The sequence below is a fragment of the Candidatus Thiodiazotropha sp. AKAK3 genome (genome assembly GCF_058244645.1).
This window is the reverse complement of sequence record NZ_JBSYOQ010000026.1, coordinates 1-26,555: the sequence shown is the minus strand read 5'-3', so window position 1 is coordinate 26,555 and position 26,555 is coordinate 1. Positions and strand designations below refer to the sequence as shown.

General features: G+C 49.7%; 21 protein-coding genes and 1 pseudogene. 7 read left to right on the top strand and 15 right to left on the bottom strand.

The genetic code is table 11. The features are described from left to right. Nucleotide 1: 1 nt before the first annotated feature. Genes AC4IE7_RS04635 through AC4IE7_RS04625 form a run of 3 tightly spaced genes read right to left on the bottom strand, consistent with a single transcriptional unit; the run spans nucleotide 2 to nucleotide 2,846 of the window. A complete protein-coding gene (locus AC4IE7_RS04635; protein WP_490775641.1) occupies nucleotides 2–679 on the bottom strand; it encodes an iron-containing redox enzyme family protein in 678 nt (225 codons plus the stop codon). Then, complete coding sequence (locus tag AC4IE7_RS04630) at nucleotides 676–2,175, bottom strand: AMP-binding protein (RefSeq protein ID WP_490775640.1); 1,500 nt, start codon at nucleotides 2,173–2,175, stop codon at nucleotides 676–678. Before AC4IE7_RS04630 ends, AC4IE7_RS04635 begins: the two co-directional genes overlap by 4 nt. Beyond that, on the bottom strand, nucleotides 2,172–2,846 hold the full coding sequence (locus tag AC4IE7_RS04625; RefSeq protein ID WP_490775639.1) for a thermostable hemolysin: 675 nt from the start codon (nucleotides 2,844–2,846) through the stop codon (nucleotides 2,172–2,174). The genes AC4IE7_RS04630 and AC4IE7_RS04625 overlap by 4 nt, the downstream gene beginning before the upstream one ends. 309 nt (nucleotides 2,847–3,155) lie before the next feature. Here AC4IE7_RS04625 and gorA point away from each other — a divergent pair, with 309 nt between their 5' ends. From gorA to AC4IE7_RS04610, 3 genes are all read left to right on the top strand, one after another. Further along, complete coding sequence (gene gorA, locus AC4IE7_RS04620) at nucleotides 3,156–4,508, top strand: glutathione-disulfide reductase (RefSeq protein ID WP_490775638.1); 1,353 nt, start codon at nucleotides 3,156–3,158, stop codon at nucleotides 4,506–4,508. A 45-nt stretch (nucleotides 4,509–4,553) separates the two neighbouring features. Continuing rightward, nucleotides 4,554–5,141 (top strand): hypothetical protein, encoded by a 588-nt coding sequence (locus AC4IE7_RS04615; RefSeq protein WP_490775637.1) that lies wholly within the window; start codon nucleotides 4,554–4,556, stop codon nucleotides 5,139–5,141. A gap of 1,019 nt (nucleotides 5,142–6,160) precedes the next feature. Next, the gene (locus AC4IE7_RS04610) at nucleotides 6,161–6,607 is read left to right on the top strand and encodes a VF530 family protein (protein ID WP_490775636.1); all 447 of its coding nucleotides are present in this window, start codon (nucleotides 6,161–6,163) and stop codon (nucleotides 6,605–6,607) included. 229 nt (nucleotides 6,608–6,836) lie between these two features. On the opposite strand, the pseudogene AC4IE7_RS04605 reads toward AC4IE7_RS04610, so the two are convergent. The 7 genes and pseudogenes from AC4IE7_RS04605 to murJ all read right to left on the bottom strand — a co-directional run. Next, nucleotides 6,837–7,013 (bottom strand): annotated as a pseudogene (locus tag AC4IE7_RS04605) (transposase); the annotation flags it as partial. Nucleotides 7,014–7,077: 64 nt separating this feature from the next. Beyond that, on the bottom strand, nucleotides 7,078–7,686 hold the full coding sequence (locus AC4IE7_RS04600) for a hypothetical protein (protein WP_490775635.1): 609 nt from the start codon (nucleotides 7,684–7,686) through the stop codon (nucleotides 7,078–7,080). A 142-nt stretch (nucleotides 7,687–7,828) separates the two neighbouring features. Next, nucleotides 7,829–9,034, bottom strand: coding sequence for an exo-beta-N-acetylmuramidase NamZ family protein (locus AC4IE7_RS04595; protein WP_490775634.1), 1,206 nt, complete (start codon nucleotides 9,032–9,034; stop codon nucleotides 7,829–7,831). 86 nt (nucleotides 9,035–9,120) lie between these two features. After that, nucleotides 9,121–9,588 (bottom strand): signal peptidase II, encoded by a 468-nt coding sequence (lspA, locus tag AC4IE7_RS04590; protein ID WP_490775633.1) that lies wholly within the window; start codon nucleotides 9,586–9,588, stop codon nucleotides 9,121–9,123. Nucleotides 9,589–9,600: 12 nt separating this feature from the next. Then, nucleotides 9,601–12,423, bottom strand: coding sequence for an isoleucine--tRNA ligase (gene ileS, locus AC4IE7_RS04585; RefSeq protein WP_490775632.1), 2,823 nt, complete (start codon nucleotides 12,421–12,423; stop codon nucleotides 9,601–9,603). 152 nt (nucleotides 12,424–12,575) lie between these two features. After that, nucleotides 12,576–13,511, bottom strand: a complete 936-nt coding sequence (gene ribF, locus AC4IE7_RS04580) for a bifunctional riboflavin kinase/FAD synthetase (RefSeq protein ID WP_490775631.1) — start codon at nucleotides 13,509–13,511, stop codon at nucleotides 12,576–12,578. A 548-nt stretch (nucleotides 13,512–14,059) separates the two neighbouring features. Continuing rightward, nucleotides 14,060–15,601: a murein biosynthesis integral membrane protein MurJ gene (gene murJ / locus AC4IE7_RS04575; protein ID WP_490775701.1), complete on the bottom strand. Its 1,542-nt coding sequence runs from the start codon at nucleotides 15,599–15,601 to the stop codon at nucleotides 14,060–14,062. Nucleotides 15,602–15,763: 162 nt separating this feature from the next. Here murJ and rpsT point away from each other — a divergent pair, with 162 nt between their 5' ends. Next, nucleotides 15,764–16,024: a 30S ribosomal protein S20 gene (gene rpsT / locus AC4IE7_RS04570; protein ID WP_490775630.1), complete on the top strand. Its 261-nt coding sequence runs from the start codon at nucleotides 15,764–15,766 to the stop codon at nucleotides 16,022–16,024. A 223-nt stretch (nucleotides 16,025–16,247) separates the two neighbouring features. Here rpsT and AC4IE7_RS04565 read toward each other — a convergent pair whose 3' ends face one another. The 4 genes from AC4IE7_RS04565 to AC4IE7_RS04550 form a co-directional block, all read right to left on the bottom strand. Beyond that, a complete protein-coding gene (locus tag AC4IE7_RS04565) occupies nucleotides 16,248–17,114 on the bottom strand; it encodes a CAP domain-containing protein (protein WP_490775629.1) in 867 nt (288 codons plus the stop codon). A 261-nt stretch (nucleotides 17,115–17,375) separates the two neighbouring features. After that, nucleotides 17,376–18,185, bottom strand: a complete 810-nt coding sequence (locus AC4IE7_RS04560; RefSeq protein ID WP_490775628.1) for a hypothetical protein — start codon at nucleotides 18,183–18,185, stop codon at nucleotides 17,376–17,378. A gap of 85 nt (nucleotides 18,186–18,270) precedes the next feature. Next, nucleotides 18,271–19,611, bottom strand: a complete 1,341-nt coding sequence (locus tag AC4IE7_RS04555; protein ID WP_490775627.1) for a (Fe-S)-binding protein — start codon at nucleotides 19,609–19,611, stop codon at nucleotides 18,271–18,273. A gap of 183 nt (nucleotides 19,612–19,794) precedes the next feature. Beyond that, nucleotides 19,795–20,160 (bottom strand): hypothetical protein, encoded by a 366-nt coding sequence (locus tag AC4IE7_RS04550; RefSeq protein ID WP_490775626.1) that lies wholly within the window; start codon nucleotides 20,158–20,160, stop codon nucleotides 19,795–19,797. A 245-nt stretch (nucleotides 20,161–20,405) separates the two neighbouring features. Here AC4IE7_RS04550 and exaC point away from each other — a divergent pair, with 245 nt between their 5' ends. After that, nucleotides 20,406–21,926, top strand: coding sequence for an acetaldehyde dehydrogenase ExaC (gene exaC / locus AC4IE7_RS04545; protein ID WP_490775625.1), 1,521 nt, complete (start codon nucleotides 20,406–20,408; stop codon nucleotides 21,924–21,926). 254 nt (nucleotides 21,927–22,180) lie between these two features. Here the strand turns inward: exaC and AC4IE7_RS04540 are convergent, their stop codons facing one another. After that, nucleotides 22,181–23,416, bottom strand: coding sequence for a helix-turn-helix domain-containing protein (locus AC4IE7_RS04540; RefSeq protein WP_490775624.1), 1,236 nt, complete (start codon nucleotides 23,414–23,416; stop codon nucleotides 22,181–22,183). A 255-nt stretch (nucleotides 23,417–23,671) separates the two neighbouring features. Here AC4IE7_RS04540 and AC4IE7_RS04535 point away from each other — a divergent pair, with 255 nt between their 5' ends. Together AC4IE7_RS04535 and AC4IE7_RS04530 are read left to right on the top strand one after the other, a co-directional pair. Next, the gene (locus AC4IE7_RS04535) at nucleotides 23,672–25,522 is read left to right on the top strand and encodes a sigma-54-dependent Fis family transcriptional regulator (RefSeq protein ID WP_490775623.1); all 1,851 of its coding nucleotides are present in this window, start codon (nucleotides 23,672–23,674) and stop codon (nucleotides 25,520–25,522) included. 165 nt (nucleotides 25,523–25,687) lie between these two features. Continuing rightward, the coding region (locus tag AC4IE7_RS04530; protein ID WP_490775622.1) for a hypothetical protein at nucleotides 25,688–26,555 on the top strand (868 nt) is incomplete at its 3' end.

Sequence of the window (26,555 nt, the reverse complement as noted above, 5' to 3'; positions counted from 1 at the left end):
TCTAAGCCGCTTCGACAGCGTTGTTTAATACCAGCGGAAGATTGCGGAAAATATCGCCGTATAACTTGTAGAAACGTTTCGCTGTGTGTATCACGAAACGACGGTCATCCTCACTTTCTAGACGATTAACCAGGTTTTGATAAAACTGCATATGGGAGATATCCAGTGAACCGTGGCTGGTCAGGTAGGTGAATGCTTTGTCCGGCAGATTGAGATTAGCCTGGGTTGCCTTGGCCGCTTTGGTTGCAAGTTCAATACTGGTTCCTTCCAACACCAGCACCATACCAAGGAAACCGATTGGATTGCGTCGCTGAACAATATCGTATGCATAGGCACACATCAGTTCGGCAGACATCCCCGGTGTCCCATGACGGACGGCTTCTGGATCACCACCACAGACTTCAATATCATTTAAAATCCACTCCTGATGACCCAGCTCCTCTTCTATGTAGTGCGCCATAGCATCACGCAGCCACTCCATCTGATGAGGCACTTTGGAACCACAGGCCATCAACAGAGGCGTGGTGTGCTTCACATGATGGTAGGCCTCAGTCAGAAAAGCGATATAGCTCTTTAGTGAAAGCTCACCTTTTGCCCCATGTTGGACAAATGGTATTTCAAATAGCGCCGCCCGCTCCTCTTCGGTCTCGGCTAACAACTGGTTAAAAAAATCACTCATGAGACAAGTTCCTCTAGATAGAGTGCATCAATGCGCTCCTGATAATATTGATAAATGGATTCTCTACGGAGTCGGCCGGTACCGGACAGTTGACCGTTCTCTATGCCAAATGGACTATCTGCAATCAGCCATTGTGTAATGCGGGCATAGTCAGGCAACAGCGCATTGACCTGTTCGATTGCTGCCTCGACATCGATATCTCCTGCACTGGCTGATGGGAGGATGACGGCGCAATTCCAGGGTCTTGCTTCACCAAATATTGCAGCTTGTGCAATCGCCGGTTCCATCACCAACTCCCGCTCAACCCACTCAGGGGAGACATTGCGGCCATAGGCCGTTATAAAAACATGCCGACGACGACCTTGCAGATGCAGGAAGCCGTCATCATCGAGAAAACCAATATCCCCGCTATGCCACCAGCGCTTACTTGATTCCTGTTTGGAATCACCCAGATAGCCGGTAAAACAGTTTCCACTGATCAGAACCTCTCCATCATCAGCAATCTTCAGCGCCACATGTTTGAGTGGCTTACCGACAGAGCCCAGACGCTGATCCCCAAGGCGATTCAGGCATACGACAGATGAAAATTCAGATAATCCATATCCCTCATAGACCGGCAACTGTAATTCAAGCGCTTGCTGTAGCAACCGCTTGGATACAGCGGCTCCACCTAAAGCAACGAAACGAAGCTGCTCAGGATAGGGGGCACCGGCATTGAGCGCTGTAACCATGCCCTGCAACATTTGTGGACTGAATATGGCAGTGGTGGCGTCGTAACGCGTCATTGTATTCAACATCTTCTGCGCATCGAGTCCAGCTGCACCCAGCAGACCGGTATCCCTGAGTGAGGGTAGCGCTACACTGGCACCTGACCATAGTGGAATATAGAGACCTGCGATATTCTCAAGCAAAACAGCCATTGGCGTCAGAGCCACGTGTCGGTCACTGGTAGACACATCAACCGCTTCAGCCAGGGATTCAACCACCTGCTCCATATGCATCCACTCGAGCATCACCCCCTTGGGTTCTGCAGTTGTGCCTGATGTGAAGGTGATCTTTGAAATAGTGGACGGCAGGTTCTGTGGTGGAAGAGCAGTCGCCAGGCACGTCAGGGTGTGGCCACATAGTTGCAAATTCTGCACTTCAGAGAGGGAGAGCTGAGGCAGACTTTGCTGCAATCCCTGACCATTATCAGTAATCACCATCTCCACCCCAGCCGCTTTCAAGGCATGCTCAAGCTGCGTATGAGAGAAGAAAGGGGGGAGCGGCACCAGGGTGATACCACAAGAGATGGCAGCCAGGTCGAGCAGTGCCCATGCAGGCCCATTGTCCAGGGCCAGAGCGAGCGTTGAGACCTGCAAGGCCCGCAGCTCAGCTTTCAAACGACTTAAACTCTGTTGTAGCTCTGCATAGGTTATCTGATCCTCACCAGCTACGATTGCGGGTGCATCAGGCTGTTCAAGCGCATATTGTGAGATGCGATCAAACAATTTCATGCCACTTGGCTCCCAGCCTGCTCAGCATTCTGCCACAACTCCAGCATCGGCTGCTCCTGCTCGCAGAGAGACCGCAGCACCTTGTGGCCATGGGCGATATTGCCCGCCATGACTCTTGGCCTCTGCTCGTAGTAGCGGCCCCAACGGAGCTGCTCGTCATCAGGTAGACATTCAGGTTCAGCCTCACCCAACTCTATGAGTTCCAGCCCCAGGCGATTAAAGGCATTAATCAAAGCCGGACCGATCGTGAACAGGGCCCACTCAGCACCTGAATTTGAAAGGTAAGCGGTCAGCGCTGTAATCAGCCACCGCCCTCCCCCTGCTGTAGCGACAGCGAGATTGCCAACCTCGACCAGTCTAGCCCTGTCCACAGGCATCCTTATTTTGGAAGCTAAAACCTGCTCAACCGGTTGATTTAAATAGTTTTCCAAAAACAATGGATCTCTATCTGCATGACAGAAACCAAGCACTGCCATCATCTTATCCTGCTGATCACTGAGACTCATCAGCAACGGCATAAAGTGATGAATATCAGCACCATAGTGCTGCTTGAAACACTCTTTGACGAACAGTTCCGCACTGCTGCGTTTCGCCATACCCGGCTCTAATGTTTCAACAAGCCTGGGATGAGGTCCCATGGTAATCTCATTACGCTTCCTTACGTTGGCCATTTCACTACTCCAGTAATTTAACTTGGCGCCTAGAGTAAAGAGCGAGTCTTAATCGGATCTTAAAGGGGAGGAATTAATTTAGTGAAATGCCAGTGATTCAATAGAGTCAGCCGACAGAATGCACTGAGAACAGTGCTATTATTGTTGCAGCAACTCGTCCTGGTTAGTTATTCAACCTAAACCTACTCGCAATAACCGGGCACTTCATCAAAGACAATGTGTCTCACTCATGACCCGACTCAACCTATACAACTGCATTTCACTAACTCCGAATAACTGGGTCCGTGCTCATAACAGAAGAGGAAACCGATGACCAAACACTATGACTTAATCGCTATTGGCGCAGGTAGCGGCGGACTCTCTGTGGCGGAGCGGGCAGCGAAGTATGGCGCAAAATGCGCAGTCATCGAGGCCAAACGAATCGGCGGCACTTGTGTCAACCTCGGCTGTGTACCGAAGAAGGTGATGTGGTATGGCGCCAGTGTTGCCCATACCCTGCATGATGCAGCAGATTACGGTTTCGATATCGATATCAACTCATTCTCATGGAATACGCTTAAACAGAAACGGGATGAGTACGTTGCAGGCATCAATGGCTGGTACCACACCTATTTGAAAGATTCAGATATTGATGAAATCGACGGCTACGCCCGATTCGTAGATAGCCACACCCTCGATGTCAACGGCAAACGGCTTCATGCCGATCATATTGTTATCGCCCCTGGTACCTACCCCCAAATCCCTTCAGTGCCTGGCGCTGAACATGGCATCACGTCGGATGGTTTTTTTGCCTTGGAGGAGATGCCAAAGAGGGTTGCGGTAGTCGGCAGCGGCTATATAGCCGTTGAAATCGCTGGCTTACTCAACGCTCTGGGCAGTGATGTAACCCTGCTGCTGAGACGTGAGCATCTGCTGCGGCCATTCGATGCCATGCTACGTGAGTGCTTGATGGAAGAGATGATCGATGCAGGCATCAATATCGTTACCTCATCCCAAATTGGTGAAGTAATCAAACAAGAGGATGGAGGTCTTGACCTGATCTGTGCCGACACAGGACAGCTCATTGGCCGATTCGAGCAACTGCTTTGGGCCATTGGACGAGCTCCGGCTTCAAATGGATTAGATCTGGATAACGCAGGGGTAGTCACTGATGAGCATGGATATATCCCAACCGATGAGTGGCAAAATACCAATATATCTGGCCTATACGCTATTGGTGATGTCACCGGCAGAGCCCAACTGACACCTGTTGCTATCGCTGCGGGGCGTCGCCTTGCTGACCGACTCTTCGGTGGAATGAAGGAGCGAAAGCTTGATTATGATTTAATTCCAACAGTGGTCTTCAGCCACCCTCCAATTGCTACTGTCGGACTGACTGAAAGCGAGGCGAGGGAGATTCACGGTGACGCGGTAAAGATCTACCAATCACGATTCACACCGATGTATCACGCCTTTACCAAACACCAAAGCAAAATGGCTATGAAGCTGGTTACTGTTGGCGCCAAAGAGAAAGTAGTGGGCTGTCATGTGATTGGTATGGGGGCTGATGAGATGCTGCAGGGTTTTGCTGTAGCGATGCGGATGGGTGCCACGAAAAAAGATTTTGATGACACCATAGCCATTCATCCAAGTGCCGCGGAAGAGTTGGTAACCATGCGCTGAGAGATATTCGGCAATCTTAACTAGCACATTTTTCATGGAACGAAAATGACTAGGGTTTTACCTCCCGCACTGCTTATTTCAGTAGCTTTTCATCTGCTATTGCTTTGGCTCATAGCCAATAGACTGGAGTTTAATCACGGTGAGTATATTCCAACAAAGCGCTCTCAAATAGAGGTTGCAATAATACATCAGAAGATAGAGCCATTTAACAATCACGAACGAACTGCTTTGCCGAATACTGAAACAACTGAAACTATTACGCCAAAGTCGCAGAGAAAAAAGCGACCAGCACCATTAGAGCATTCAAAGCAAAACAAACATCACAGCAGTTCGCCTGACACATCAAAGCCCAGAGTAACCTCAGCTCAAATTATCTCTTCATCATCAGAGATGATCGACAAACTCTCCAGCGATGTAAGTATTCAAACCACTACGCAAAAGAAGGACTCAGTATCTGCAATTTTAGATCGAGCTTTAAATCCAAAAAGAGAACCCCCAGGCATCACAACCCAAGCCGATGGCACAACAAAAGTGGTCACTGAAAGTGGCTTTACTTACTGCATAAAGCCCTTGGAGGATTGGAGGATAGTCGACCCTGCAGATGACATACGGGCTTCAATGTCCTGCAATTAGGAGTATTAAGACCCCCGAAAATCACTAAAGCGATTTACTTGACGGTATGTAGTAGCATGGTTAATTTTGCCACCTGATTATCGGTGATATCATAAACATGTAGGACGCCCTAACAAAATTAAAATAATATTTCAGGACTCCTTCAAGTTTGGTACATACGATGCCGGATGGCGGGGCGTCAATCTCAACTCGTAACGTGCAGCATGGATACTATGTAGGATGCGGTGAGGTACGAACCGCATCATTGTTGCTTGAGAATCGCTGCATTCTGCTATTGATGCGGTTCGTGCCTCACCGCATCCAACATACTATATGGGAAAGATATTGTAGTGGCGTAGTAAATTTGGCCACCAGATTATAGGTGATATTATAAATATGGAGGACGCCCCAAATAATTTAATAATATTCAGGATCCTTTCAAGTTTTGTTCATACGATACCGGATGGCAGGACGCCCTTCTCAGCAGTCACCCTTCGAAAAGATTATTTAGATTTGACTCGCCCATCTGAATTTTTTTAACTAAAACTGATTTAGACAACCGTTATTACAATTTCATCTCAACAGAACAAAATGGAAGCCGAGAATTTTCTAATAGCCATCACTAATGTTTCTTGTCCTAAAACATAGAACGTTATGACTGAGACTACCCAAAAACAGTTTAATAATAATCTAATATAAAATGCTTATTGGCGACCATTTGTTTTTCCACAAGTTGATTTTTACGCTGATAGCTTGGTCAATTATTTTGCTTGCGGCGCTTGTCATCGATAAGGTTTTTAGATTTAAAGTCGATATATCTAAATCACTATGACTATACGATACCCCCCTTTGATAGAGATAAAATCAACGCGATGTGTATATCGTTAAGTAAAAGATAGTAGTAGCGAATTGTTTATTGATAACTAAGTTAGTATGTACGCGACAATACAGGTATCATGATAGGGATCTGTGTAGCTACATCTTAACTCTACTGTTATGGCTATAATACTACTACTTACCTCCTTGGAACGGGCAATCATATGAGTAATGAGATCAACTACAAAAACAATCCCCTTCACGGTGTAGGCTTGAAGAAGTTGTTGACTGAAATTGTAGATCAGTATGGTTTTCAAATACTCTTTGCCTATTTAAATATCAATTGTTTTAGAAAAAATCCAAGTATTGATTCCAGTATTAAGTTTTTAAAGAAAACAGAATGGGCGCGTGAAAAAGTTGAAAATTTCTATCTATATCAGTTTAAAAGTTTACCTAGAGCATCGACTGAACAATTTTCATTGCCACCAAGAGATCGGATTATTCCAGAAGATCAAACCCCGGGAGATCCCAGGGAACTGAGCTTAGAGGATGCTGAACGGTTGCGCGAAAAGCATACAAACAAGTCAGTTGCACGAGAAAAATCAGCGGGGCAACGCTCGCAAAAGAGTGTAGATCCATGGGCGAATTGGAAAAACAGATCTAAGAAATAATACCACTATAAAATCAGCACCAAAGGTAACCGCTCCCTACATATCAAGGCAGGATACACTTGAATCATCCGTCCTTTCAGTCTCAATCCATTCAACTATGCGTAGTAATAGTCAGTGTGAAACCCCGCTGCTGTATAAACCAGTCCGAAGCAGGTGAGGCCCGCGTAGCAGGCAGCTGATCTGGTGGTGGTATTCTGATGTTTTTTCTTCGCCCTATGTATTGGGGGTAGCCCTTGCCACGCTTGACGTGGCGTCACTTCAACACGGTAGTTACTATTGGGCGCAAATATCCCCTGAAACCGTTCAGGTTCACTCTTGGCTTGGGAAACAGCGCTGTCAGCTTGGTAATGAAATCCAATGGTTCAAATGTGAGATGGGTTGTACCATCACTGTAGGGCGTATTAAGCTAGGTCGCTCCTGCAGATGAGATGCGGGTTTCAATATCCTGCAAGTAGGAGTGTTAAGCCACTTTACTCCTTTTCGGAAAGGGTAACCCGAATATCATCCACCCAGGCAGTACCTGCGTCATTCAATACTGCGGTAACCTGCAAATAAGCCGTATGAGCCGGGACAACGCCTGTGGCTTCAACTCGCTGCCAGTTGTTGCTGCCCGTGATGGCTTCTGTACTGATCTTGCGAATGAATTTTCGATTGGCTTTTCGAAACACCAGATTGAGGTCAAATCCATCCGGACCCAGGTTTTCGCTCTTAACCATAGCGGTCAGTTTGATGGATTTACCCGTGGCACTATCGAGCGGCAACTGCTGCTTGATCATACCCCAGGCTTGAACTTGCTTTCGTTCGATACGGTAGCTGTTTTTACCATCGGTACTGCTGGTGGTATCGATGGATACTGCGTACGCCTGTACTCCCGCATGTTGTGAAAACCCCCAGCCTTGAAGTTGTTGCTCGGATTGTTCGAAACTCGGGTTTTTCAGTGGCAGCGAAATGGCTTGCGATGGCTTGGCATCCTGTTGTTGTGACGAGCTTCGACGCAGTAGTTCACTATCATCGCCACAGGCGACAAGCATTAATTGTGTGGCGACTATCAAAGAAATTGAAAAGGTGTTGTTATTCATGATCGGTTTCCGCTACCTCTACCAAGTATTAAGGCATATCCAAGCAATAAAAGTGTTGTTATATCAAGCAGAATATTCTGTTTTGACTGGCACTCAAGATTCTCTTTTAAAAAGTCAAAATATTAGCTTACCAAGCTGAAGCTCAATAGAGTTTTATTGCCGCTATTGCCTCACGCCAAGCCAATTCATCCCGAGTTGCAATATGCTCAAGATCACCCGGCTTCGCTTCAGATTCATCAACCCATTCCCGAAGCAGACTGGAACCATTGATAAGATCAATAGCGAGGCGATCGAACTCATACTCATAAGGAAAATCACGCCAAAGCGGATAGTCTTGCTGAAGCTGCCGTAGCGCTTTGAAAGCCAGCGCTTGCAGACGCCAGGGTTTAAACTCACTATGTTGGTAGTGGTTAGCTGTTTCCACATGAATCTGCACACCCTGAGAGAGCTGACCAACATGCTTGTGGAAGGTGGGCTCAAACCAGCATGCTCTTAACAGACAGCCATTAAGCCATTGCGGCGCTATCTCATGCATGGTGCGAATTAAGGCCGAAGCATCGATATCAGGCGCACCGAAGAGTTCCAACGGCCTGGTGGTGCCACGCCCCTCCGAGAGGGTTGTTCCTTCAAGCATCACGGTTCCAGGGTAGCATCTGGCCATCGACAGGTTGGGGGCATTTGGACTGGGATTGATCCAGGCACGCTCACCCAATGGCCAACCGTAACCCGGTGGTGATTCAGCTTGCCAACCGGTCATGCTCACCACCTTGCAATCCACATCGATGTTGAAATGATCAACGAACCACAAAGCCATCTCACCAAGGGTTAGTCCGTGTCGCATAGGCATGGGACCGGCGCCAACGAAACTCTCCCAACCCTCACGCAACATTAGACCTTCCACAGGCCTGCCTAGCGGATTGGGACGGTCAAGAATCCATACCGACTTGCCATGCCTGGCCGCGGCTTCGAGCATATAGCGCAGGGTTGTGATAAAGGTATAGATGCGGCACCCAAGATCCTGCAGGTCTATAAGCAGCAGATCAAAGCACGCCATCATCTCATCGGTTGGGCGACGCACCTCCCCATATAAGCTGAAGATAGGGATACCAAGACGAGAGTCATATTCATCCTTTGACTCCACCATATTATCCTGCTTGTCACCACGCAATCCGTGCTGAGGGCCAAAGGCAGCAGTAAGTTTGATCTCTGGCAGCTCAGCCAGGGCGTCCAGACTATGGGTCAGGTCAGTCGTGGTTGAGGCAGGGTGAGCCAACAAGGCAACGCGTTTGCCTATCAGGGGACGCCGTAGCGTGACTTCCTCTATCAGGCGATCAATTCCAAACTTCATACCAGGTCAATCCTTACTCAGCGGTTCAGAGAGATACAGACTGGCGATGTAACCAAGTATATCAACTACAGAGATGGCCAAGTCGATCAGGCGCGCTTTTTTGCCAGCACTAGGGCATCGTACATCATGACTGCCACCCCGAGAGTGATTGCAGAATCGGCAATATTGAATGCCGGCCAGTAGTACTCCTGGTAGTGGAAGTGAAGAAAATCGATCACATGTCCAAACAGAATGCGATCAATAACATTGCCCACAGCCCCCCCGATAATTAACGAGAGAGAGACAGCAACCCACTTCTCCTGCTGTTTCAGCCGCCATAGCCATAGCGTCAAAACAGTAGTCACAATGATCGCCAGAATTGTGAAAAACCACCGTTGCCATCCGCCCTGCTCACTGAGGAAACTGAATGCTGCCCCTTTGTTGTAGAGCAGGGTCAAATCGAACACAGGCATCACATAGACCGACTCATAGAGAGTCAGCATTCTCTCAGCAATCTGCTTCGTCGCCTGATCCAGCACTATCACCAGAACTGAGAGCCACAACCAATTGATCATCACTAAATCCCTTTAGGTAAAGCGCCTTGGCTCACCATCACCGGAGACATTCTCCACACAGCGCCCACAGAGCTCGGGATGCTCGGCATTGGCTCCCACCTCTTCTCGGTGATGCCAGCAGCGGACACACTTTTCATGTGGTGACGGTGCGACATGAATACCAATACCCAGTTCATCATCCAGCACAACCTCTTCCGGTTTTTCATCCAGAGGCAGAATGTTTGCTTCTGAAGTAATCAGCACGAAACGCAGCTCATCCTGCAACTGCTCAAGTACCGACTTCAAATTACCATCACAGTAGATCGACACATCAGCATCCAGGGATGAGTTGCCCGCTGCACGGAAAGACTCCATTCCCTTACTCACTGATTCGCGCACATTTATGATCTGCTGCCAATAGTCAGCATTGAAGCGGTCATCTTTTCCCAGGGGAGTAAGGCCTTGATACCACTCTTCAAGAAAGACACTCTCACTGCGCTCACCGGGAATCGAGCGCCAGATCTCTTCACCGGTAAAACTCAGAATAGGCGCCAACCAGCGCACCATTGCCTCGATGATATGGTACATGGCAGTCTGGCAGGAGCGCCGGGGCAGACTGTCAGCCTGAGTCGTATACTGGCGATCCTTGATAATGTCGAGATAGAAACCACCCATCTCATTGACACAGAAATTATGAATCTTCTGGTAGATAACGTGGAATTGGTAATCCGCAAAGGCCGCAACGATCTCCTGCTGCAATTGCAGGGTACGGTCCACAGCCCAGCGATCCAGCTCAATCATCTGCGCCGGTTCAACCAGGTTCTGCTTTGGGTCGAAACCATTCAGGTTGGAGAGCAGAAAACGGGCGGTGTTACGAATCCGGCGATAAGCATCAGCAGTACGTTTGAGGATTTCGTCAGAGACGGTCATCTCATTGCGATAGTCGGTTGCAGCCACCCAGAGACGGATTATGTCTGCACCCAGATTCTTAATAACCTTCTGAGGAGCTACCACATTTCCCAGGGATTTTGACATCTTGCGCCCCTGGGCATCCACGGTAAACCCATGGGTCAACACAGATTTATAGGGTGCGCAGCCATTCATTGCCACAGAGGTCATCAGTGAAGACTGAAACCAGCCCCGATGTTGATCCGAACCTTCCAGGTAGAGGTCGGCGGGAAAAGTCAGTTGCTCACGGGCATCCAGAACACAATGGTGTGAAACCCCAGAGTCAAACCAGACATCCAGAGTGTCAGTCACCTGCTCATAGTCGGCAGCATCATCTCCCAGGAACTGCTCCTGATCCAGATTGAACCAAGCCTCGAAACCTTGAGCTTCAACCAGTTTGGCCACCTGTTCGATCAGACTTGATGTATCTGGGTGTAGCTGTCCATTCTGTTTATGAATAAACAGGGTGATCGGCACCCCCCAGGTACGCTGACGAGAGATACACCAATCAGGACGATTCTCAACCATCCCCTTGATGCGTGCCTCACCCCAGTCGGGCATCCAGTTAACTTTTTCGATCTCTTTCAGAGCCGATGCCCTTAAACCATTATGATCCATGCTGATGAACCATTGGGGTGTGGCGCGAAAGATAATCGGCGTCTTATGCCGCCAGCAGTGCGGGTAACTATGGCGCAGCCGCTCTTCATGCATCAAGGCCCCCCTCTCCTGCAGCACTTCGATAACCTGCTCGTTGGCAGATAGCACATGAAGGCCTGCAAACAGATCGGTTCCTTCAACGAAACAGCCGTTGCCGCCTACTGGATTGTCCACCGCCAGCTTGTAACGCATGCCGACCAGATAGTCATCCAGGCCATGTCCAGGTGCTGTATGTACCGCACCTGTACCTGCCTCAAGGGTGACATGCTCGCCAAGAATAACCGGCACCTGACGATCATAGAACGGGTGTTGCAGCAGAAGACCTTCAAAAGCCTCCCCTTTGGCGTAGGCCACGACGTGGTAGCGCTCCACACCGTAGCGATCCATGACGTCTTTGAGCATATCATCGGCAATCATCAATCGTCGCTTACCTTGATCATCCTCAAACTCAACCATCGCATATTCAAAAGAGGGGTTGAGTGCCACCGCCTGATTGGCGGGTAGGGTCCAGGGTGTGGTTGTCCAGATCACAAACGAGACCGGCCCCTCACCGCCACCTTCAGGCACATGGTGACAGCGCTCCAGCAGAGCAGCCTCGTCCACCACCCGGAAGGCGACATCAATGGCAAAGGAGTCTTTGTCCTGATACTCAACCTCAGCTTCTGCCAGAGCCGAACCACAATCGGTGCACCAGTGAACCGGTTTATAGCCCTTCTGGATGTGGTCATTGTCCACAATCTTTCCAAGTGAGCGAATAATATCTGCCTCAAACTGGTGATCCATGGTGAGGTAGGGATGATCCCAGTCACCCAACACACCAAGACGGATAAAATCCTGACGCTGGCCATTCACCTGCTTTGTTGCGTATTCACGACACGCCTTGCGGAACTGACCAGTGGTGGTTTTCTTACCCGGCTTGCCGATCTTTTTCTCGACCTGCAGCTCAATCGGCAGACCATGACAGTCCCAACCAGGCACATAGGGCGCATCATACCCATCCAAGGTCCGACTCTTGACGATGATGTCTTTGAGAATCTTATTAACAGCGTGACCAATATGGATATCCCCATTGGCATAGGGGGGGCCGTCATGCAGGAGGAAGGTTTTTCGCCCGGCAGAGACCTGACGGATCTTTTGGTAGAGCTTCAGCTCCTGCCACTTTTTTAATGTCTCCGGCTCACGCTGAGCAAGATTCCCCCGCATAGGAAAATCTGTTTTCGGAAGATTGAGAGTCTGCTTGTAGTCGCTCACTGAGTGCTACCTGTTGGGGATGCAAAAAATGGGATATTGAAACTTAAAAACGCCTCTGGCGCAAAGTTTCAATAGATAATAATTAAACATAAGGTATCACAGTTTGGAAAGGGTTCTGTTCGTTGCTGCGCATGATTGATATTGAGGCCACATCAATCCACAGACACCAAAAGAGCCCGGGCCTGATCAACATCCCGCCAAATCTGTTGACGCAGCAGCTCAAAAGAGTCAAAACGCTGCTGGTCACGCAGCTTGTGTACAAACTCCACCGAGACATGCTCACCATAAACTGAGCGATCAAAATCAAAAAGATAGACCTCAAGCAGATAGCGGGGATCCCCCTCCACCATCGGACGCACACCGATGTTCGCCACCCCCGGCAGGGGTTGAGATTCCAGTCCATCCACCTTCACTGCAAAAACCCCATCCAGAGGGCTGACCTGTCGGTGCAGATCCACATTCATGGTTGGAAAGCCTATGGTTCTTCCCCGCTTGGCCCCATGCCCCACCCGGCCGCAGATGCGGTAGGGACGCCCCAGACACTGAGCTGCACCCTGCAGATCCCCCTGAGTCAAAAGCTCCCGAATAAGTGTGCTGCTGACACGATCTGCATCCAGCCGGAAAGTATTCATGTTTTCCACTTCGAAGCCATGCTGTTCTCCAGCAGCTTTCAGCAGTTCAAAATCCCCTTCCCGGCCATGCCCAAAACGAAAATCATCACCCACTGAGAGAAATCGAACACCCAATCCCTCTACCAACAACTGCTCAACAAAATCCTCTGCCGACATGGAAGCCAGACGCTTGTTGAATTCCAATACAACAACACGCGTTATCCCCGCATCTTCAATTGCTTGCAGCTTCTCTCTCAAACGAGTCAGCCGGGCAGGCGCTTTGTCACCCTGGAAAAACTCGCGAGGCTGAGGTTCGAAGGTAACCACAGTCGTCGGTTGACCCAGTGCTTTACCCTTCTCTATCAGATGATTGAATACCGACTGATGCCCAAGATGTACCCCATCGAAATTACCGATGGTGGCGACACAGCCATGATGGACTGCTTTCAGATTGTGTAGACCGCGAACCAGTTGCATATATTAACCAGGCACCTTAACAGAAACCGCTCAGAATCAAGCAGTCGATTATCCTAAAAAGATCAGTTGGACGGCGTGAAGTGTGCGCTTGTGGCGGTGCAGGGCAAGGCGCAACGACGCGGAATAGCCCGCTATTCCAAGGAGTTGCAACGCCGCCATGTGCCGCCACAAGCGTGCAATTCACTCTGTAGCGTGATTCACCCAACAGGTGACCATGACCTTCGAAGCTATTCTCTATCAAAATCAGAAACCTGCTATTAGAATGGAGCGGTCAACTGATTTTTTTAGGATTATAGGCCCTGCTGCATCTTTGGGCATCCCTATTACACAGATTGAGGGGTTTAGAGGGAAAAAGGTCTGCTCAAGACAGGAAAACAGACCTGTCGAGGCAGACAACACGCAGCTAATGCAATTTACCGGATAACGGTCGAGTTATTATTCTCCGGCATAGCGGTCGTGATTAAACAGCAGATCACCACTCACATACTTAAGGGCACCTCTAATAACTGCTTGTACCCTTAAAATACGAGTCGCAGAGTGAGATGGATTCAGCTTTTTACAGATCGAAAATGGCTCGGGCGGCCACCCAGCAGGAAAAACAGAAGAAAGTAGAGCAGCATAGCAACCGTTATCAATCCGGTAAGACGGCCCGCCCGACCCCAGGCCGTAGCCTCCAGCCATCCATCGATCGCCCCAGCACCCCACCAGAGCAGCAACCCCATTGCCAGAGCAGATAGCGCGATACGTAACAGCAGCACGGGCCAGCCCGGCTGGGGTCGATAGATTCCCTGCTTTATCAGAGCATGATATAGAAGGTAGGCATTGAGCCAGGATGAGAGCGTTGTTGCCAATGCCAGCCCAGCGTGGGCCAGGGGAAAGACCAGCAATAAGTTCAGAGCCATATTGGCGGCCATGGCAATGATACCGATTCTAACTGGCGTCTTGGTATCCTGACGGGCATAAAAACCTGGCGCAAGAATCTTGATCAGCATGATGGCCATCAGACCCGGCGTGTAGGCCATCAAACTCAGGGTAGCCATATCCACATCATGACTACCGAAGGCATCGGAATAGAAAAGCGTCGCCAACATTGGCCCAGCCAACATAAACATTCCTACCGCTGCCGGAATACCCAGAGCAAGATTCAAACGCAATGCCCAATCCAAGGTGTGAGAAAACTCAGTGGGCGATGACTCAGCGTGTTTGCGAGAAAGGTTCGGCAGAATAACCGTACCCAACGCCACACCCAGCACGCCAACAGGAAACTCCATCAAGCGATCTGAATAGTAGAGCCAGGAGATACTGCCACTGATTAAAAACGAAGCGATCAGCGTATCCAGAAGGAGATTGAGCTGGCTGACAGAAACACCAAACAGTGCAGGGATCATCAAGCGCATTACCCTTACCACGCCGGCATCCTTGAACGCTATTCTCGGCCTCGGCAGTAACCTGATCTGCCTCAGAAACGGTATTTGAAAGAGGAACTGAGCGATGCCAGCAATCAGCACCCCCCAGGCAAGGCCGACAACCGGTTCATCCATCATTGGCGATAACCAGACTGCACAACCAATCAGCGACAGGTTAAGTAATACAGGGGTAAAAGCGGGCACCGAAAATCGGTTGTGAGCATTCATGATACTGCCCGCAAAGGCGGTCAATGTAATGAAAAACAGATAGGGAAAAGTGAGATAGAGCATCTCCACAGTCAGCTCATACTTACCCTCGTTTTCATTCCAGAAGCCAGGAGCAAAGATCATTACCAGGATCGGAGCAGCAACCACCCCGATCAGAGAGACCAGCAGCACCACAAGCCCAAGCGTGCCTGCCATATCGTCGATAAAGGTCTTCAGCTCCTTCTGAGAGCGTTGGGTGCGGTATTCGCTGAGCACCGGCACGAAGGCGACAGAGAAGGCGCCCTCAGCAAACAGACGGCGTAAGAAATTGGGGATTTTAAAGGCGACAAAGAACGCATCAGTCGCCGCATTTGCGCCAAACATCCGCGCAAGCACGAGATCCCGCACAAAACCAAGAATGCGCGACAGCATGGTATAGCTGCCAACAGCAGCGAATGAGCGAAAAAAAGAGGCCAGAATCTATTCCTTTCAATCTGTCTTGGTTAAAGGCCCGCCTGTCGAAGACCTGCCGGGCGACCATACCAGTAGAAACAACTTAGATCAAAGATGTTGACAGGGACAATTTTTTTGGAGAGAATGCGCCCCCTTTGAAAAGCTAGTTTCTTCTAGGAGAGAACCTTGGCCAATTCAGCCCAAGCAAGAAAGCGCGCTCGCCAAGCCGACAAAAGTCACAGCCGTAACCAGGCTCAGCGTAGCGAAATGCGTACCCATATCAAGAAGGTTGCCAAAGAGATTGCAGCCGGATCAAAAGAAGGCGCGACAGCAGCTTATAAGCTCGCTGTGCCGGTCATTGACGGCGCCGTCAGCAAGGGACTTATCCATAAGAACAAGGCTGCTCGCCATAAGAGCCGCCTGAATGTTCAAATCAAAGCCCTATAGCTGATTTTGAAAGTCTGGAAATAAAAAAACCGGCCTTTGGCCGGTTTTTTTATAGTCCCGAACAAGTTATTCACCAGGCGGTTAGCTCTCTCGTCTGCTTACCATCCCATGCCCAACCTCTTCTATGTGCAGGGGCACTCTGGCTCACCCTCTCCTCATTGTAACTGCATGCTCCCATCAAGGCACCTGCAGCAGAGCAATCCCTGCTGCATAGAGAAAAACCTCAAGCAGAAGCTCTTCTCTTACGACTCATGGCGATCAGGCCAAACAGACCTGAACCCAGTAGCCAAAAAGCACCAGGCAGGGGCACAGGGGCCGGTGCCTCGACTGAGTCTCCGCTCGCGAAATGCTGAGTCCAATAGGTATATAACGGGAAAGTAAACTCCCCTTCCCCGTCCAGAAAGATCGGGTTACTCGCACTCACAAGGCTATCTGTCGAATCCCAAACATAACCTACGCCCAGGTCATCATACATACCGTTTAGAATGGCATTACGATGGCCACTACTCCCCATCCAGCCTGCAGAACCGTCCTGGGCGACATACCAGTCATCCCAGTCATCTCCATCCAGGCCACTACCCAAATCATCCCAGCCCGCTGCAGTAACATTGGAATTGGTTGTGAAAAAGGCATTTATCTCTTCAAAACTTTCAGTGCCGTACATCACATCATGTGCAGCATCGATAGCCGGCGAGGGGGTGTTGAACTGGGTTGGCGCACGACCCTGTCCCGCAGCGATATTCTCACCCCAGCGGTTATAGTCATATCCTCCATCACTGATACGCTGCGCCGGATTTTGTCCAGCATTAGGCCCTTCCAAAGTGGTATGACTGAAATAGTTGTAATCCGCCATCGACTGGGAAGTTGCCAAGGCAGAATCGTGTAGGCGTTGATCCATTTGAACCGGATCGAGATTATGAAACCCACGTTGCAGGTTTACCAGATCAACAACAAACAGCTCTTCTGGTATCCATGCTGCTGCATTCACACCAAGTGGAGCAATCAGGCTTGCCCCCAACAGCAACCCAGATAACAGTCGTCGACCAATTAAACAGGTTTTATTATCTTTCTTTTCACCACGAACCATCATGATATTTCTCTCCTTGAGTTCCATATATCATGAAATACTTTCTAACTAAGTATTTCCAAATTTTCAACAATGAGTCTGGCATGCAGCGCCGTCAGAAACAAAGACCATGGATCCATATTACGTGATAAACAGCACAGTTCATCTATTCATATCAATATGGACTTAAAAAAACCAAAGCGGGTGACATCCGGCATATCTCATACTGAATCTTTAAAAACACCATTCAGTAATACTAATATGTCAGCTCATATCGCTTTTTTGCTAAAGTAATTTTTCATACTCTTCAAGCTTCTCTTCTGCAATGAGCCGTCTTTGCTCCGCCTCTTCTGCTTTAACGCCATCGGGGTATTGATTGAGATAGCCGTTAATTTCACCCATCACAGCATTAAGGTAACGCGCCTTGAGTGAAAGCTTTTCTGCATTTTCGTACTGTTGCCACTTTTCATCAACATAGGTATAAGCTTGAATATCCTTCTCAGCTTTGGCTGCGGATTTCCAATATTTTGACAGCACCTTGAGTTCGTCATTATCTGGAAACGCGACTCGTGCGTCATCCAGATACTGAGTGACAGCAGTTGCATTCTCCATCTCTTTCTGGCTAAAGAACTTGACCAACTCTGCTTCGGTGTCGCCAAGCATGACAACACCCATTCTATCGAAGTGCAACCAAGACCGTACATGCAGCATAGCACCATCGCTAATTGGTGCATCAGCATGCAACTCGTACATATCAGTTTTATCGAGTGGCTTAACACTGAAACCGATCTTCTCACGTTTGACCACCACATCAAGATGGCGAAGCTCCAACTCAACAGAGTTTGGATCGAACTTCTTAGCATAGACAACAAGTTTCAGAGCATCATCGCCGCGAGCAGCAAAAGGGATCTCATTGGCGTAGTTAAAGTCTACGAAGTCGTAATCATGAGAATACGACTCCACTTTGACATAGCCGTTCGATGTAACAACATAAATACCATAGCTATCAATAGAGTCGATTACTTTTGCCAAAGCGGTTGAGACACTGGCAATCATGAGTAAACCGCCCAACAGATACTTTAAGACCTTAATCACCCAATCACTCCATTTAAATTAAAAAAACAGGTAACGTATGGTAACAAAAAGAGTTCAAACACACCTCTTCAGTAGATATTAAACATTAAATCGACAGCCGGGATCTAAGTAACTGTGACAGATGAATAGCCTTTCTATCTGACACCTCATCAATCTGATGACGACAGGAGAATCCATTCGATACCACCACCGCATCCGGTTGCTGCTGTAAGGCAGGCAGTAGCGCCTGTTCAGCCATCCCTTTGGCCATCTCGGCATGTTCCGCTTCAATGCCAAAACTACCTGCCATACCGCAGCAGGCCACTTCCATCATTTCAAACCTAAGTCCTGGCACCTGCTTCAACACCTTACGCATCGACTTCATTGCACCAACCGCCTTTTGATGACAATGGCCATGTACCAGAATACTCTCATCATCAGAAGACTCACTTCGCCAAGGCAACTGAGCCTTTCCCGAGGTCAACTCTTTTGCCAGATACTCCTCGAATAGTAGCGACTGACTGGCAACTACTTTCGCTGCATTGCCCAGCCCCAACGCACTGTACTCGTCCCGTAGCGTAAGCAGACACGAGGGCTCAAGCCCTATGATGGGCACACCTTCCTCAGCATAGGGCAGCAGCACATCCAGTAACTGTTGAGCCTGTTTGCGCGCCTCATCCACCCGCCCCTGTGATAGGTAGGTTCGACCACAACAGAGAGCGGATGAACCAGCCTCCCCGCCACTCCCACCAATCAACCTCACCTGATTACCAGCAGCATTCAAAACTTCCACTGCTGCGACAACAATCTCTGGGGAGTAGTGCTTGCAGAAGGTGTCCGCAAACAGAACCACCGTTTTGTCACTATCCGCTTTCTGGGTGATCTGATGTAAAGAATAAGCAACTGGTTCAGGTAAGGTTACTTTTGCACTGATCCCCAGAAGACGTTGCATCAGCTTCGCAAACCACTGATGTCGGTTGCGATAGCTGGTCAACCTGGCAAGCGAGGGATAGTTGGCAAGCAGTTTCGGGAGATCTGAAAAAAGACGCGCTCTCAGTGAGAGCCCTTTTGATGCATTGAGCTGTGCCAGGTATTCGATTTTGATGCGGGACATATCCACATTATTTTCACACTCCCGCTTGCACCCCTTGCAGCTGATACAGAGATCCATCGCCTCAACCAATTCTGATTGCAGAAATGCTTCACTACCCAGGTCACCATTCAGTGCCGCTTTGAGTAAGCGCACACGTGCTCCTGTTGAAAGCGCCGAATCCTCATCCAGTCGAAAACTGGGACACATCACACCTCTGCCACTACTCTCGCATTGGCGGCTGTTGATACAAACGGCTACCGCCTTGGCAAAATCACCACCATATTTGGGTATATCAGCATAGGCATCCCCCATACCGGCATCCGTATATTCGGACCAGTCAAGGTAGGTTTTCATATTTGATTTCTCGTCACTCTGCAAATGAGTTAGGGGGGATGCAAGAGAGATACCACCGTACTTTTACTGGGTAAATCAGAGATCCAGCCCTTAATCTGTCAGCTTTACTACAAATAGAGCGCTCTTCACGACAATTCGTTAACGAAGATCGAGCAGCGTTTGCTGGCCTCCAGGCTCAAGATCTTATTTCTTATTCTTGACCAGCGAAAGTACACTTCTTACACCGGCTGACTTATCCTCTCGGTATTGCCACTGCTGTGCCAGGCTTTGAGTGAGAAAGTCGATTCGCTTGGTATCAATAGCGTCTCTCACCACCTCAGCCACCATCTCTCCCACGGGCACATCACTCTCTGTATCCAGAAAATGTTTATGGTAGATGATGGTTATCTTTCCCCAAGCCTGTGGGCTGAGGCTGAGAATGAAATCATTACTGAAAGAGTCAGCTGCGCTGGCCAGACACTCATCCACCAATATCGAAGCATCCCCCAATTCAGGGGCCCAGAGACGGATAGAGGCTGCAGCCTGATCACGAAGTTTATCCAGATTCATAGCCCCCCCATTTGATGCCAGATTAATCTCAGCTTAGCTGAAAATATCGCTCTCTATTTTTTCCCGCAAATGATCCTGGGATCGCCTCTCGAATTTAAAGCGCAGGTAATCTCCAGCTGCAGCAGTAGATGCCCCACCAAACCAACCTTTTCCCAACCTAGTCACTCTACTCTGTGCTAACAGCTGGGGGTCCCACCCCTGAATATAAGAGACATAACCCATCACCAATTGTGAGGAGAACAACCGTGGTATATGCCAACCCCAACACCGAAGGCGCGGTAATCAACTTCAAAGAGACTTACGAAAACTTTATCGGCGGCCAGTGGGTCGCCCCTGTAAAAGGGGAGTACTTCGACAACATATCCCCAGTCAATGGCAGACCCTTCTGTAAAATCGCCCGCTCCACAGAAGAGGATATCGAACTTGCACTGGATGCTGCACATGCTGCCCGCGAAGCCTGGGGCAAGACATCCCCTGCTGCCCGGTCAAATATGCTGTTGAAAATTGCTGACCGTCTGGAAGCCAACCTGGAAGCATTGGCCATCGCTGAGACCTGGGACAACGGCAAAGCAGTACGGGAAACCCTAAATGCCGATATCCCCCTCTGCGTGGACCATTTCCGCTACTTTGCTGGCTGTGTACGTGCCCAGGAAGGGAGTATTGGTGAAATCGACGAACAGACCATTGCCTACCATTTTCATGAACCACTGGGTGTCGTCGGCCAGATCATCCCATGGAACTTCCCAATTCTGATGGCAGCCTGGAAACTGGCGCCAGCCCTGGCTGCAGGTAACTGTGTAGTGTTGAAGCCTGCGGAGCAGACACCCGCATCTATCATGGTACTAGTCGACCTGATCCAGGATATTCTACCGCCAGGTGTACTGAATGTGGTCAACGGCTTCGGTCAGGAAGCAGGTAAGGCTTTGGCAACCAGTACACGTATCGCCAAGATCGCCTTTACCGGCTCTACACCTGTCGGCTCCATGATCATGAAATACGCCGCAGATAACATCATCCCCTCAACCGTTGAACTGGGCGGTAAATCGCCCAACATCTACTTTGAGGACGTGCTTGACCAGGAAGATGACTTTGTCAGTAAGTGTGTGGAAGGCGCAGTACTGGCTTTCTTCAACCAGGGAGAGGTCTGTACCTGCCCTTCACGCCTATTGGTGCAAGAGTCGATCTATGAGAAGTTCATTGAAATGGTGATTGAGCGAACCAATCAGATCACCCGAGGCAATCCACTGGATACCGATGTCATGGTAGGCGCCCAAGCCTCCGAGGAGCAGTACAATAAGATCCTCGACTACATTCGCATCGGTCGGGATGAGGGTGCCCAAGTCCTCATTGGTGGTGACACTGAGTCTATGGATGAAGCACATAGCTCTGGCTACTACATTCAGCCTACCCTGCTCAAAGGCAGTAATGAGATGCGCGTCTTCCAGGAGGAGATCTTTGGCCCGGTGGTCTCCGTCACCACATTTAAAGATGAGGCTGAAGCACTGGCCATCGCCAACGACACCGAATTCGGACTCGGTGCTGGGGTATGGACCCGGGATATGAATCAAGCCTACCGAATGGGCCGTGGTATCGAGGCAGGTCGCGTCTGGACCAACTGCTACCACCACTACCCAGCCCATGCCGCCTTTGGTGGCTACAAGAAATCCGGTGTAGGCCGGGAGACCCACAAGATGATGCTCGACCATTATCAACAGACCAAGAACATGCTGGTCAGCTATGATGTGAACCCATTGGGTTTCTTTTAAACCTTAGTTGCTCAATATTTCTGCAGTAAAGGTGGGGCATGGCCCGAATGGCACTTACTTAAGCCGTTTTGGTGGGGCAGGGCCCCACCCTACCGTTCAATTCAGGGCGTAGGGTGGGGCCCTGCCCCACCAAAACAGCTTGGTTACCTCAGAAAATTCTCGTTCTACGTAACAAATCCCCTTAAGTAAGTGCCATTCGGGCATGGCCTCTCCTTCACCGCAGAAATAGCTGCTAATCAGCAGCAGCTTAACGCTCAAACCTGATTTGCTGACATAATCTCATAGAGACGTTCTCGCACAAGCTCACTACCTGATGTACTGCGACAAAGCTTGTCCATCAGCATCGTGGGATCCTGACAATTACCAAGCGCCTGACTCATCACCGCATCAATACAGTGCCGCCACTCCTCCAACTCTGGTGATGCAGAATCTGGCAACAAGGCGCCACGATAGAGAGAGAATGCCTCACCACTACTCTTCCTTCGTAATGCTTGCCAGATCTCAATAAAGTCACCCCATACTGATATTTGTAAACGGTAGGGACGTGAACCAATTTTGCCATCCAGCAGACGACGCAGATGCGACAGTTCGGCTTTCAAGGTCGACAATGAAACCGCCGTATCGCCATAGAGCGCGGCATGAAATGTTTCCAGACTCAATCCTCTGGCATTCAGCGCCAACAGACAAAGAATCTCTATCTGCCTCAGCGGCAGTCGAAGCTCTCTGCCACGAAACAGAACTTTGGGTTGCCCTAACGCATAGATCTCAAGTTCAGCTTTGGGTTGGTTGTCAGACAGTTCCCCAGCAATAGATCGTGCCAGCTCTGCAACTGCCGCCTCTCCCAAGGGGGTGTGTTGTTGCCACAGAGTTGAGATCGACAGAACGCCAGCACACTCCCCTCCGTTCGGGTAGCTGATTGGCGCCGCATAGGAGACCCAGTCGTGCGCAAAAGGCTGAAAGTGCTCAGAAGAAAACACTGTAGTGGGACGACACAACGCCAAACAGAGCCCGATTGCATTGGTCCCCATGGCCTGTTCATGCCAGTGACTGCCTACATTGAAGTTGATTCGATCTGCCCGCTGCCGGATTCGCTCACCAGCATGTAGCCAGATCAATCGCCCATTCGGATCGGCAATTGATGCAACCAGATCACCCTCCTCAGCCATCTCCACGATAGCGCTTAAAGAAGACTCCGCAGCTCGACCTATAAAGGATTCCTGCCAATAGCGCTCTGCACAGGCCCGGTCATCTCCAGGGGCGTGCAATTGAAATGTCTCTACATCACCTACGCTACGCTCCCAGGAAGCGAGGATATCCTCTTGCAAGCCATGCGGTTCAGCCAGTGGCTGGCGATTTCGGAATCGACGCCATTGAACAGCGGTCGCATCCCTGCGTCTGGCAAGGCTCTCACTAGGAGTGCTGTTGTGCTCAGTGAACCGATGATTTTCATAGCCATCAGATCTCTCCACTGCTGTAGCAGGGTTAGTCATACAATCCTCCGTTTATCATTTTATATCGATAGACTGCTGGCATACGGAATGGCAGTTTTCATGCCAGGCAAATGGAGGAGGAGCCTGCTTATTGGTATTTAATGTAGATAAATCAATTAGTTATAAGTCTACTGGGCGAATTTCACCAGAACGTCTACACTCATAGCTCACTTAATTGACAACCCAAGCCAAGTGATCTGTCGCAAAATGCGACACCCTTGCTGTCGCGCCACACAGCGCAGATGCGGAGAAACAATGACAAAGCACAAAGCCCTTGGAGCCGACACCACTACCGCACGTCAGCTCTTTTTCGAAAAGGGCCAGAACCCTGCAGGCTTGGTGCCTGAAGTTATTGCACGCTCATGGCAACGATGCGCACAACGACTGGATAACAGCCAAACTTCCCCCCCATTGCGAATCGACAGTAACCAGCTCAATGAACGTCGGGAAAAAATGGCGCGATTACGGGATGTTGCCCAACCCGAAATGGACGCCCTGGCTGAACTGGTCTCCGATAGCGATAGCCTGGTACTGCTGGCGAATGATGAGGGGCTGATCCTGGATGCCGCTGGTGGGCTCAATTTTTTGCGTAAAGCCCAGCAAGTTTACCTCCAGCCAGGGGTACACTGGACTGAACCCGATCGAGGAACCAACGCCATTGGTACCGCACTGATCGAAAAAAATCCTGTGCTGGTTCAGGGCGGTCAGCACTTTCTCGATGCCAATACCATTTTGAGTTGTGCCGCTGCGCCAATCATATCGCCACAAGGGGAGCTGCTGGGTGTACTTGATGTCTCAGGTGATTCTGAACACATGCACCGTCAAGCCCTCGGTATGGTGCGACTTGCCATCCAGATCATCGAGCACAGATTAAGCAGCAGCAATGCAGCTCCGGGTAGCCTGCTTCGGTTTCACCATCGACAAGACCTGCTGGGCACACATCGAGAAGGCATACTGATTCTGGATGACAACAAGGTTGTCGGCGCAAATCGAATTGCCCTGCAGTTACTCGATGCCGACTGGCAGAGACTGATCGGCAGCAACGCTGGACAATGGTTGCAGCTTCCTAGTTACAAGGAGAGCATCTCCAGCCAAGGGATGAAATCCCCAAGAGGGCAGATCTTCCACAGCAAAATAAACCATCGTCAAACACTACAGGTAGCCACCAACAGCCCCAAAGCGGCATCGAAGGATCAGCACTACTTCGATGCAACCACATCAGATCTTCTGCATAAGGCACGGCGAGTTCTGGATGCCGGAATCCCGGTACTGATCCAAGGTGAGACAGGGGTTGGCAAAGAGGTTTTTGCCCGTCGCCTGCATGCCAGCAGCCAACGTCAAAGCGGGGCATTCGTAGCAGTCAATTGCGCCGCCCTACCGGAAACCCTGATCGAATCAGAGCTGTTCGGTTACACCAGTGGTGCATTTACCGGCGCCCAACGTAGCGGTATGCCTGGCCGTGTAAGGGAAGCTGATGGCGGCATTCTTTTTCTCGACGAAATAGGCGACATGCCCCTCAACCTTCAAGCCCGTCTACTGAGGGTGTTACAGGAACGCCAGGTCACACCTCTGGGTGGAGGACAACCGATTACAGTCGACTTTGCCCTTCTCTGCGCCACCAACCGCGACCTACCTATGCTTGTGGATAAAGGCGAGTTCCGTGCAGACCTCTACTACCGAATTCAGGACTTCACCCTTCAGCTGCCCCCCTTGCGTGTAAGGGAGGACTGTAAGCAGATAATTGAAGAGATGATGCGCATGCTTGGGGGTAGTGAAAAAGAGCTGACCTTCAGTGAAACAGCATTGGCCGCCCTGGTAAATTATGATTGGCCAGGCAATCTTCGCCAAGTAACCAGCACACTGCGCACATTGATTGTGCTCTGCGATCCGAAACAGACCATTGACCTGAGCCAATTGCCGGGTGAGATACAAAAGCCCCGCATTAACACTCGGACAGATAAAACCGACCTCAAGCAACTTACCCGTCAGGCCATCGAAAAGGCACTCTCAGAGAATGGAAACAATGTCAGCGCCACAGCACGTCAGCTTGGCATCCATCGCAGCACACTCTACCGACAAATGGCAAATTACAACGACCAGACTTAAGCCCATGGAAAGCAATATATTTTTTGCACGAAACAATTTTAAATTCACTCCCACACGGCTATCTCAATAGAGAACAATCTAAAGGAAAGGTTACGCAGGCCGAAAAGCTCAACAGTTAACAGCTGTTAACAATGGATATCTTATAATTACAAAGCGGGGCTTGTTATGGGGCGAATCAACGTCGGCACCAAAATCGCAGCCGGATTCGTTACTTTGGTCCTGGTTTTACTGGTTACCGGTGGCACCAGCTACTGGATCATCAATTCCCTTTCGATATCCCTTGCCAATATCACCGGCCCGGTATGGGATGCCATGGCAACCACTGAAGCAGGCATCCGTGCCGTTCAAAAGGAGCTGATCGCTGTAGACTCTGTATTATTGGGAAACGCTAGCGATCACACAAAAATTGAACAAGCCAAAGATGAAGCTCAGGTAGCATTAGATAATCTGATCGCCAGCAAGCAGGTTGAAGCAGGTGTTATCAACGACCTGAAGACCCGAATGCAAAACTTCTCCGCTACCCAGGGCCAGCTCATAAAACTTCATCATGACTATCTGCAAAGAGAACAGGCACTAACTCAAAACAGTTCAAGTTTTCTTGATTTCCTGGTCGATGTGGAACGCATCTCCAGTGAAGAGATGATGCGACAGGATATGAATGCCGAGAGTGGCTCTGAAACTGATGCCGATGCAGTAGATGAACAAGAGAGATGGGCTTCGATCAATGCAGCTGGAGAGTCAAAACTTGCGCTTCTGAGCCGCCTCGAACTCTATCGCCGTTTCAAGGAAGAGAGTGACACAAGCGACATCATCTCCCGTATCAATCTACTCCATGAAGATTTGGCCTACGCCATTGAGACCATTGGCGAAGATCCCCTATTCGAGCAACAGGTCAAAAACGGAAAATTCGACGGAAAGCCATTCAAGCAAGCACTGGTTAGCCTGACGCAGGAGCATAAGGCACTTTTACAAGCAGTGATGGAAGATCACAAGAAGATGAAGACGGCCCGTCAAGCCTATTCAATCGCGGCTG

Bases quoted from the DNA above. Each gene is read 5' to 3' on its own strand.
- AC4IE7_RS04635 (WP_490775641.1), bottom strand. From the start codon at position 679: ATGAGTGATTTTTTTAACCAGTTGTTAGCCGAGACCGAAGAGGAGCGG.
- AC4IE7_RS04630 (WP_490775640.1), bottom strand. From the start codon at position 2,175: ATGAAATTGTTTGATCGCATCTCACAATATGCGCTTGAACAGCCTGAT.
- AC4IE7_RS04625 (WP_490775639.1), bottom strand. From the start codon at position 2,846: ATGGCCAACGTAAGGAAGCGTAATGAGATTACCATGGGACCTCATCCC.
- gorA (WP_490775638.1), top strand. From the start codon at position 3,156: ATGACCAAACACTATGACTTAATCGCTATTGGCGCAGGTAGCGGCGGA.
- AC4IE7_RS04615 (WP_490775637.1), top strand. From the start codon at position 4,554: ATGACTAGGGTTTTACCTCCCGCACTGCTTATTTCAGTAGCTTTTCAT.
- AC4IE7_RS04610 (WP_490775636.1), top strand. From the start codon at position 6,161: ATGAGTAATGAGATCAACTACAAAAACAATCCCCTTCACGGTGTAGGC.
- AC4IE7_RS04600 (WP_490775635.1), bottom strand. From the start codon at position 7,686: ATGAATAACAACACCTTTTCAATTTCTTTGATAGTCGCCACACAATTA.
- AC4IE7_RS04595 (WP_490775634.1), bottom strand. From the start codon at position 9,034: ATGAAGTTTGGAATTGATCGCCTGATAGAGGAAGTCACGCTACGGCGT.
- lspA (WP_490775633.1), bottom strand. From the start codon at position 9,588: ATGATCAATTGGTTGTGGCTCTCAGTTCTGGTGATAGTGCTGGATCAG.
- ribF (WP_490775631.1), bottom strand. From the start codon at position 13,511: ATGCAACTGGTTCGCGGTCTACACAATCTGAAAGCAGTCCATCATGGC.
- AC4IE7_RS04565 (WP_490775629.1), bottom strand. From the start codon at position 17,114: ATGATGGTTCGTGGTGAAAAGAAAGATAATAAAACCTGTTTAATTGGT.
- AC4IE7_RS04555 (WP_490775627.1), bottom strand. From the start codon at position 19,611: ATGAAAACCTACCTTGACTGGTCCGAATATACGGATGCCGGTATGGGG.
- AC4IE7_RS04550 (WP_490775626.1), bottom strand. From the start codon at position 20,160: ATGAATCTGGATAAACTTCGTGATCAGGCTGCAGCCTCTATCCGTCTC.
- AC4IE7_RS04540 (WP_490775624.1), bottom strand. From the start codon at position 23,416: ATGACTAACCCTGCTACAGCAGTGGAGAGATCTGATGGCTATGAAAAT.
- AC4IE7_RS04535 (WP_490775623.1), top strand. From the start codon at position 23,672: ATGACAAAGCACAAAGCCCTTGGAGCCGACACCACTACCGCACGTCAG.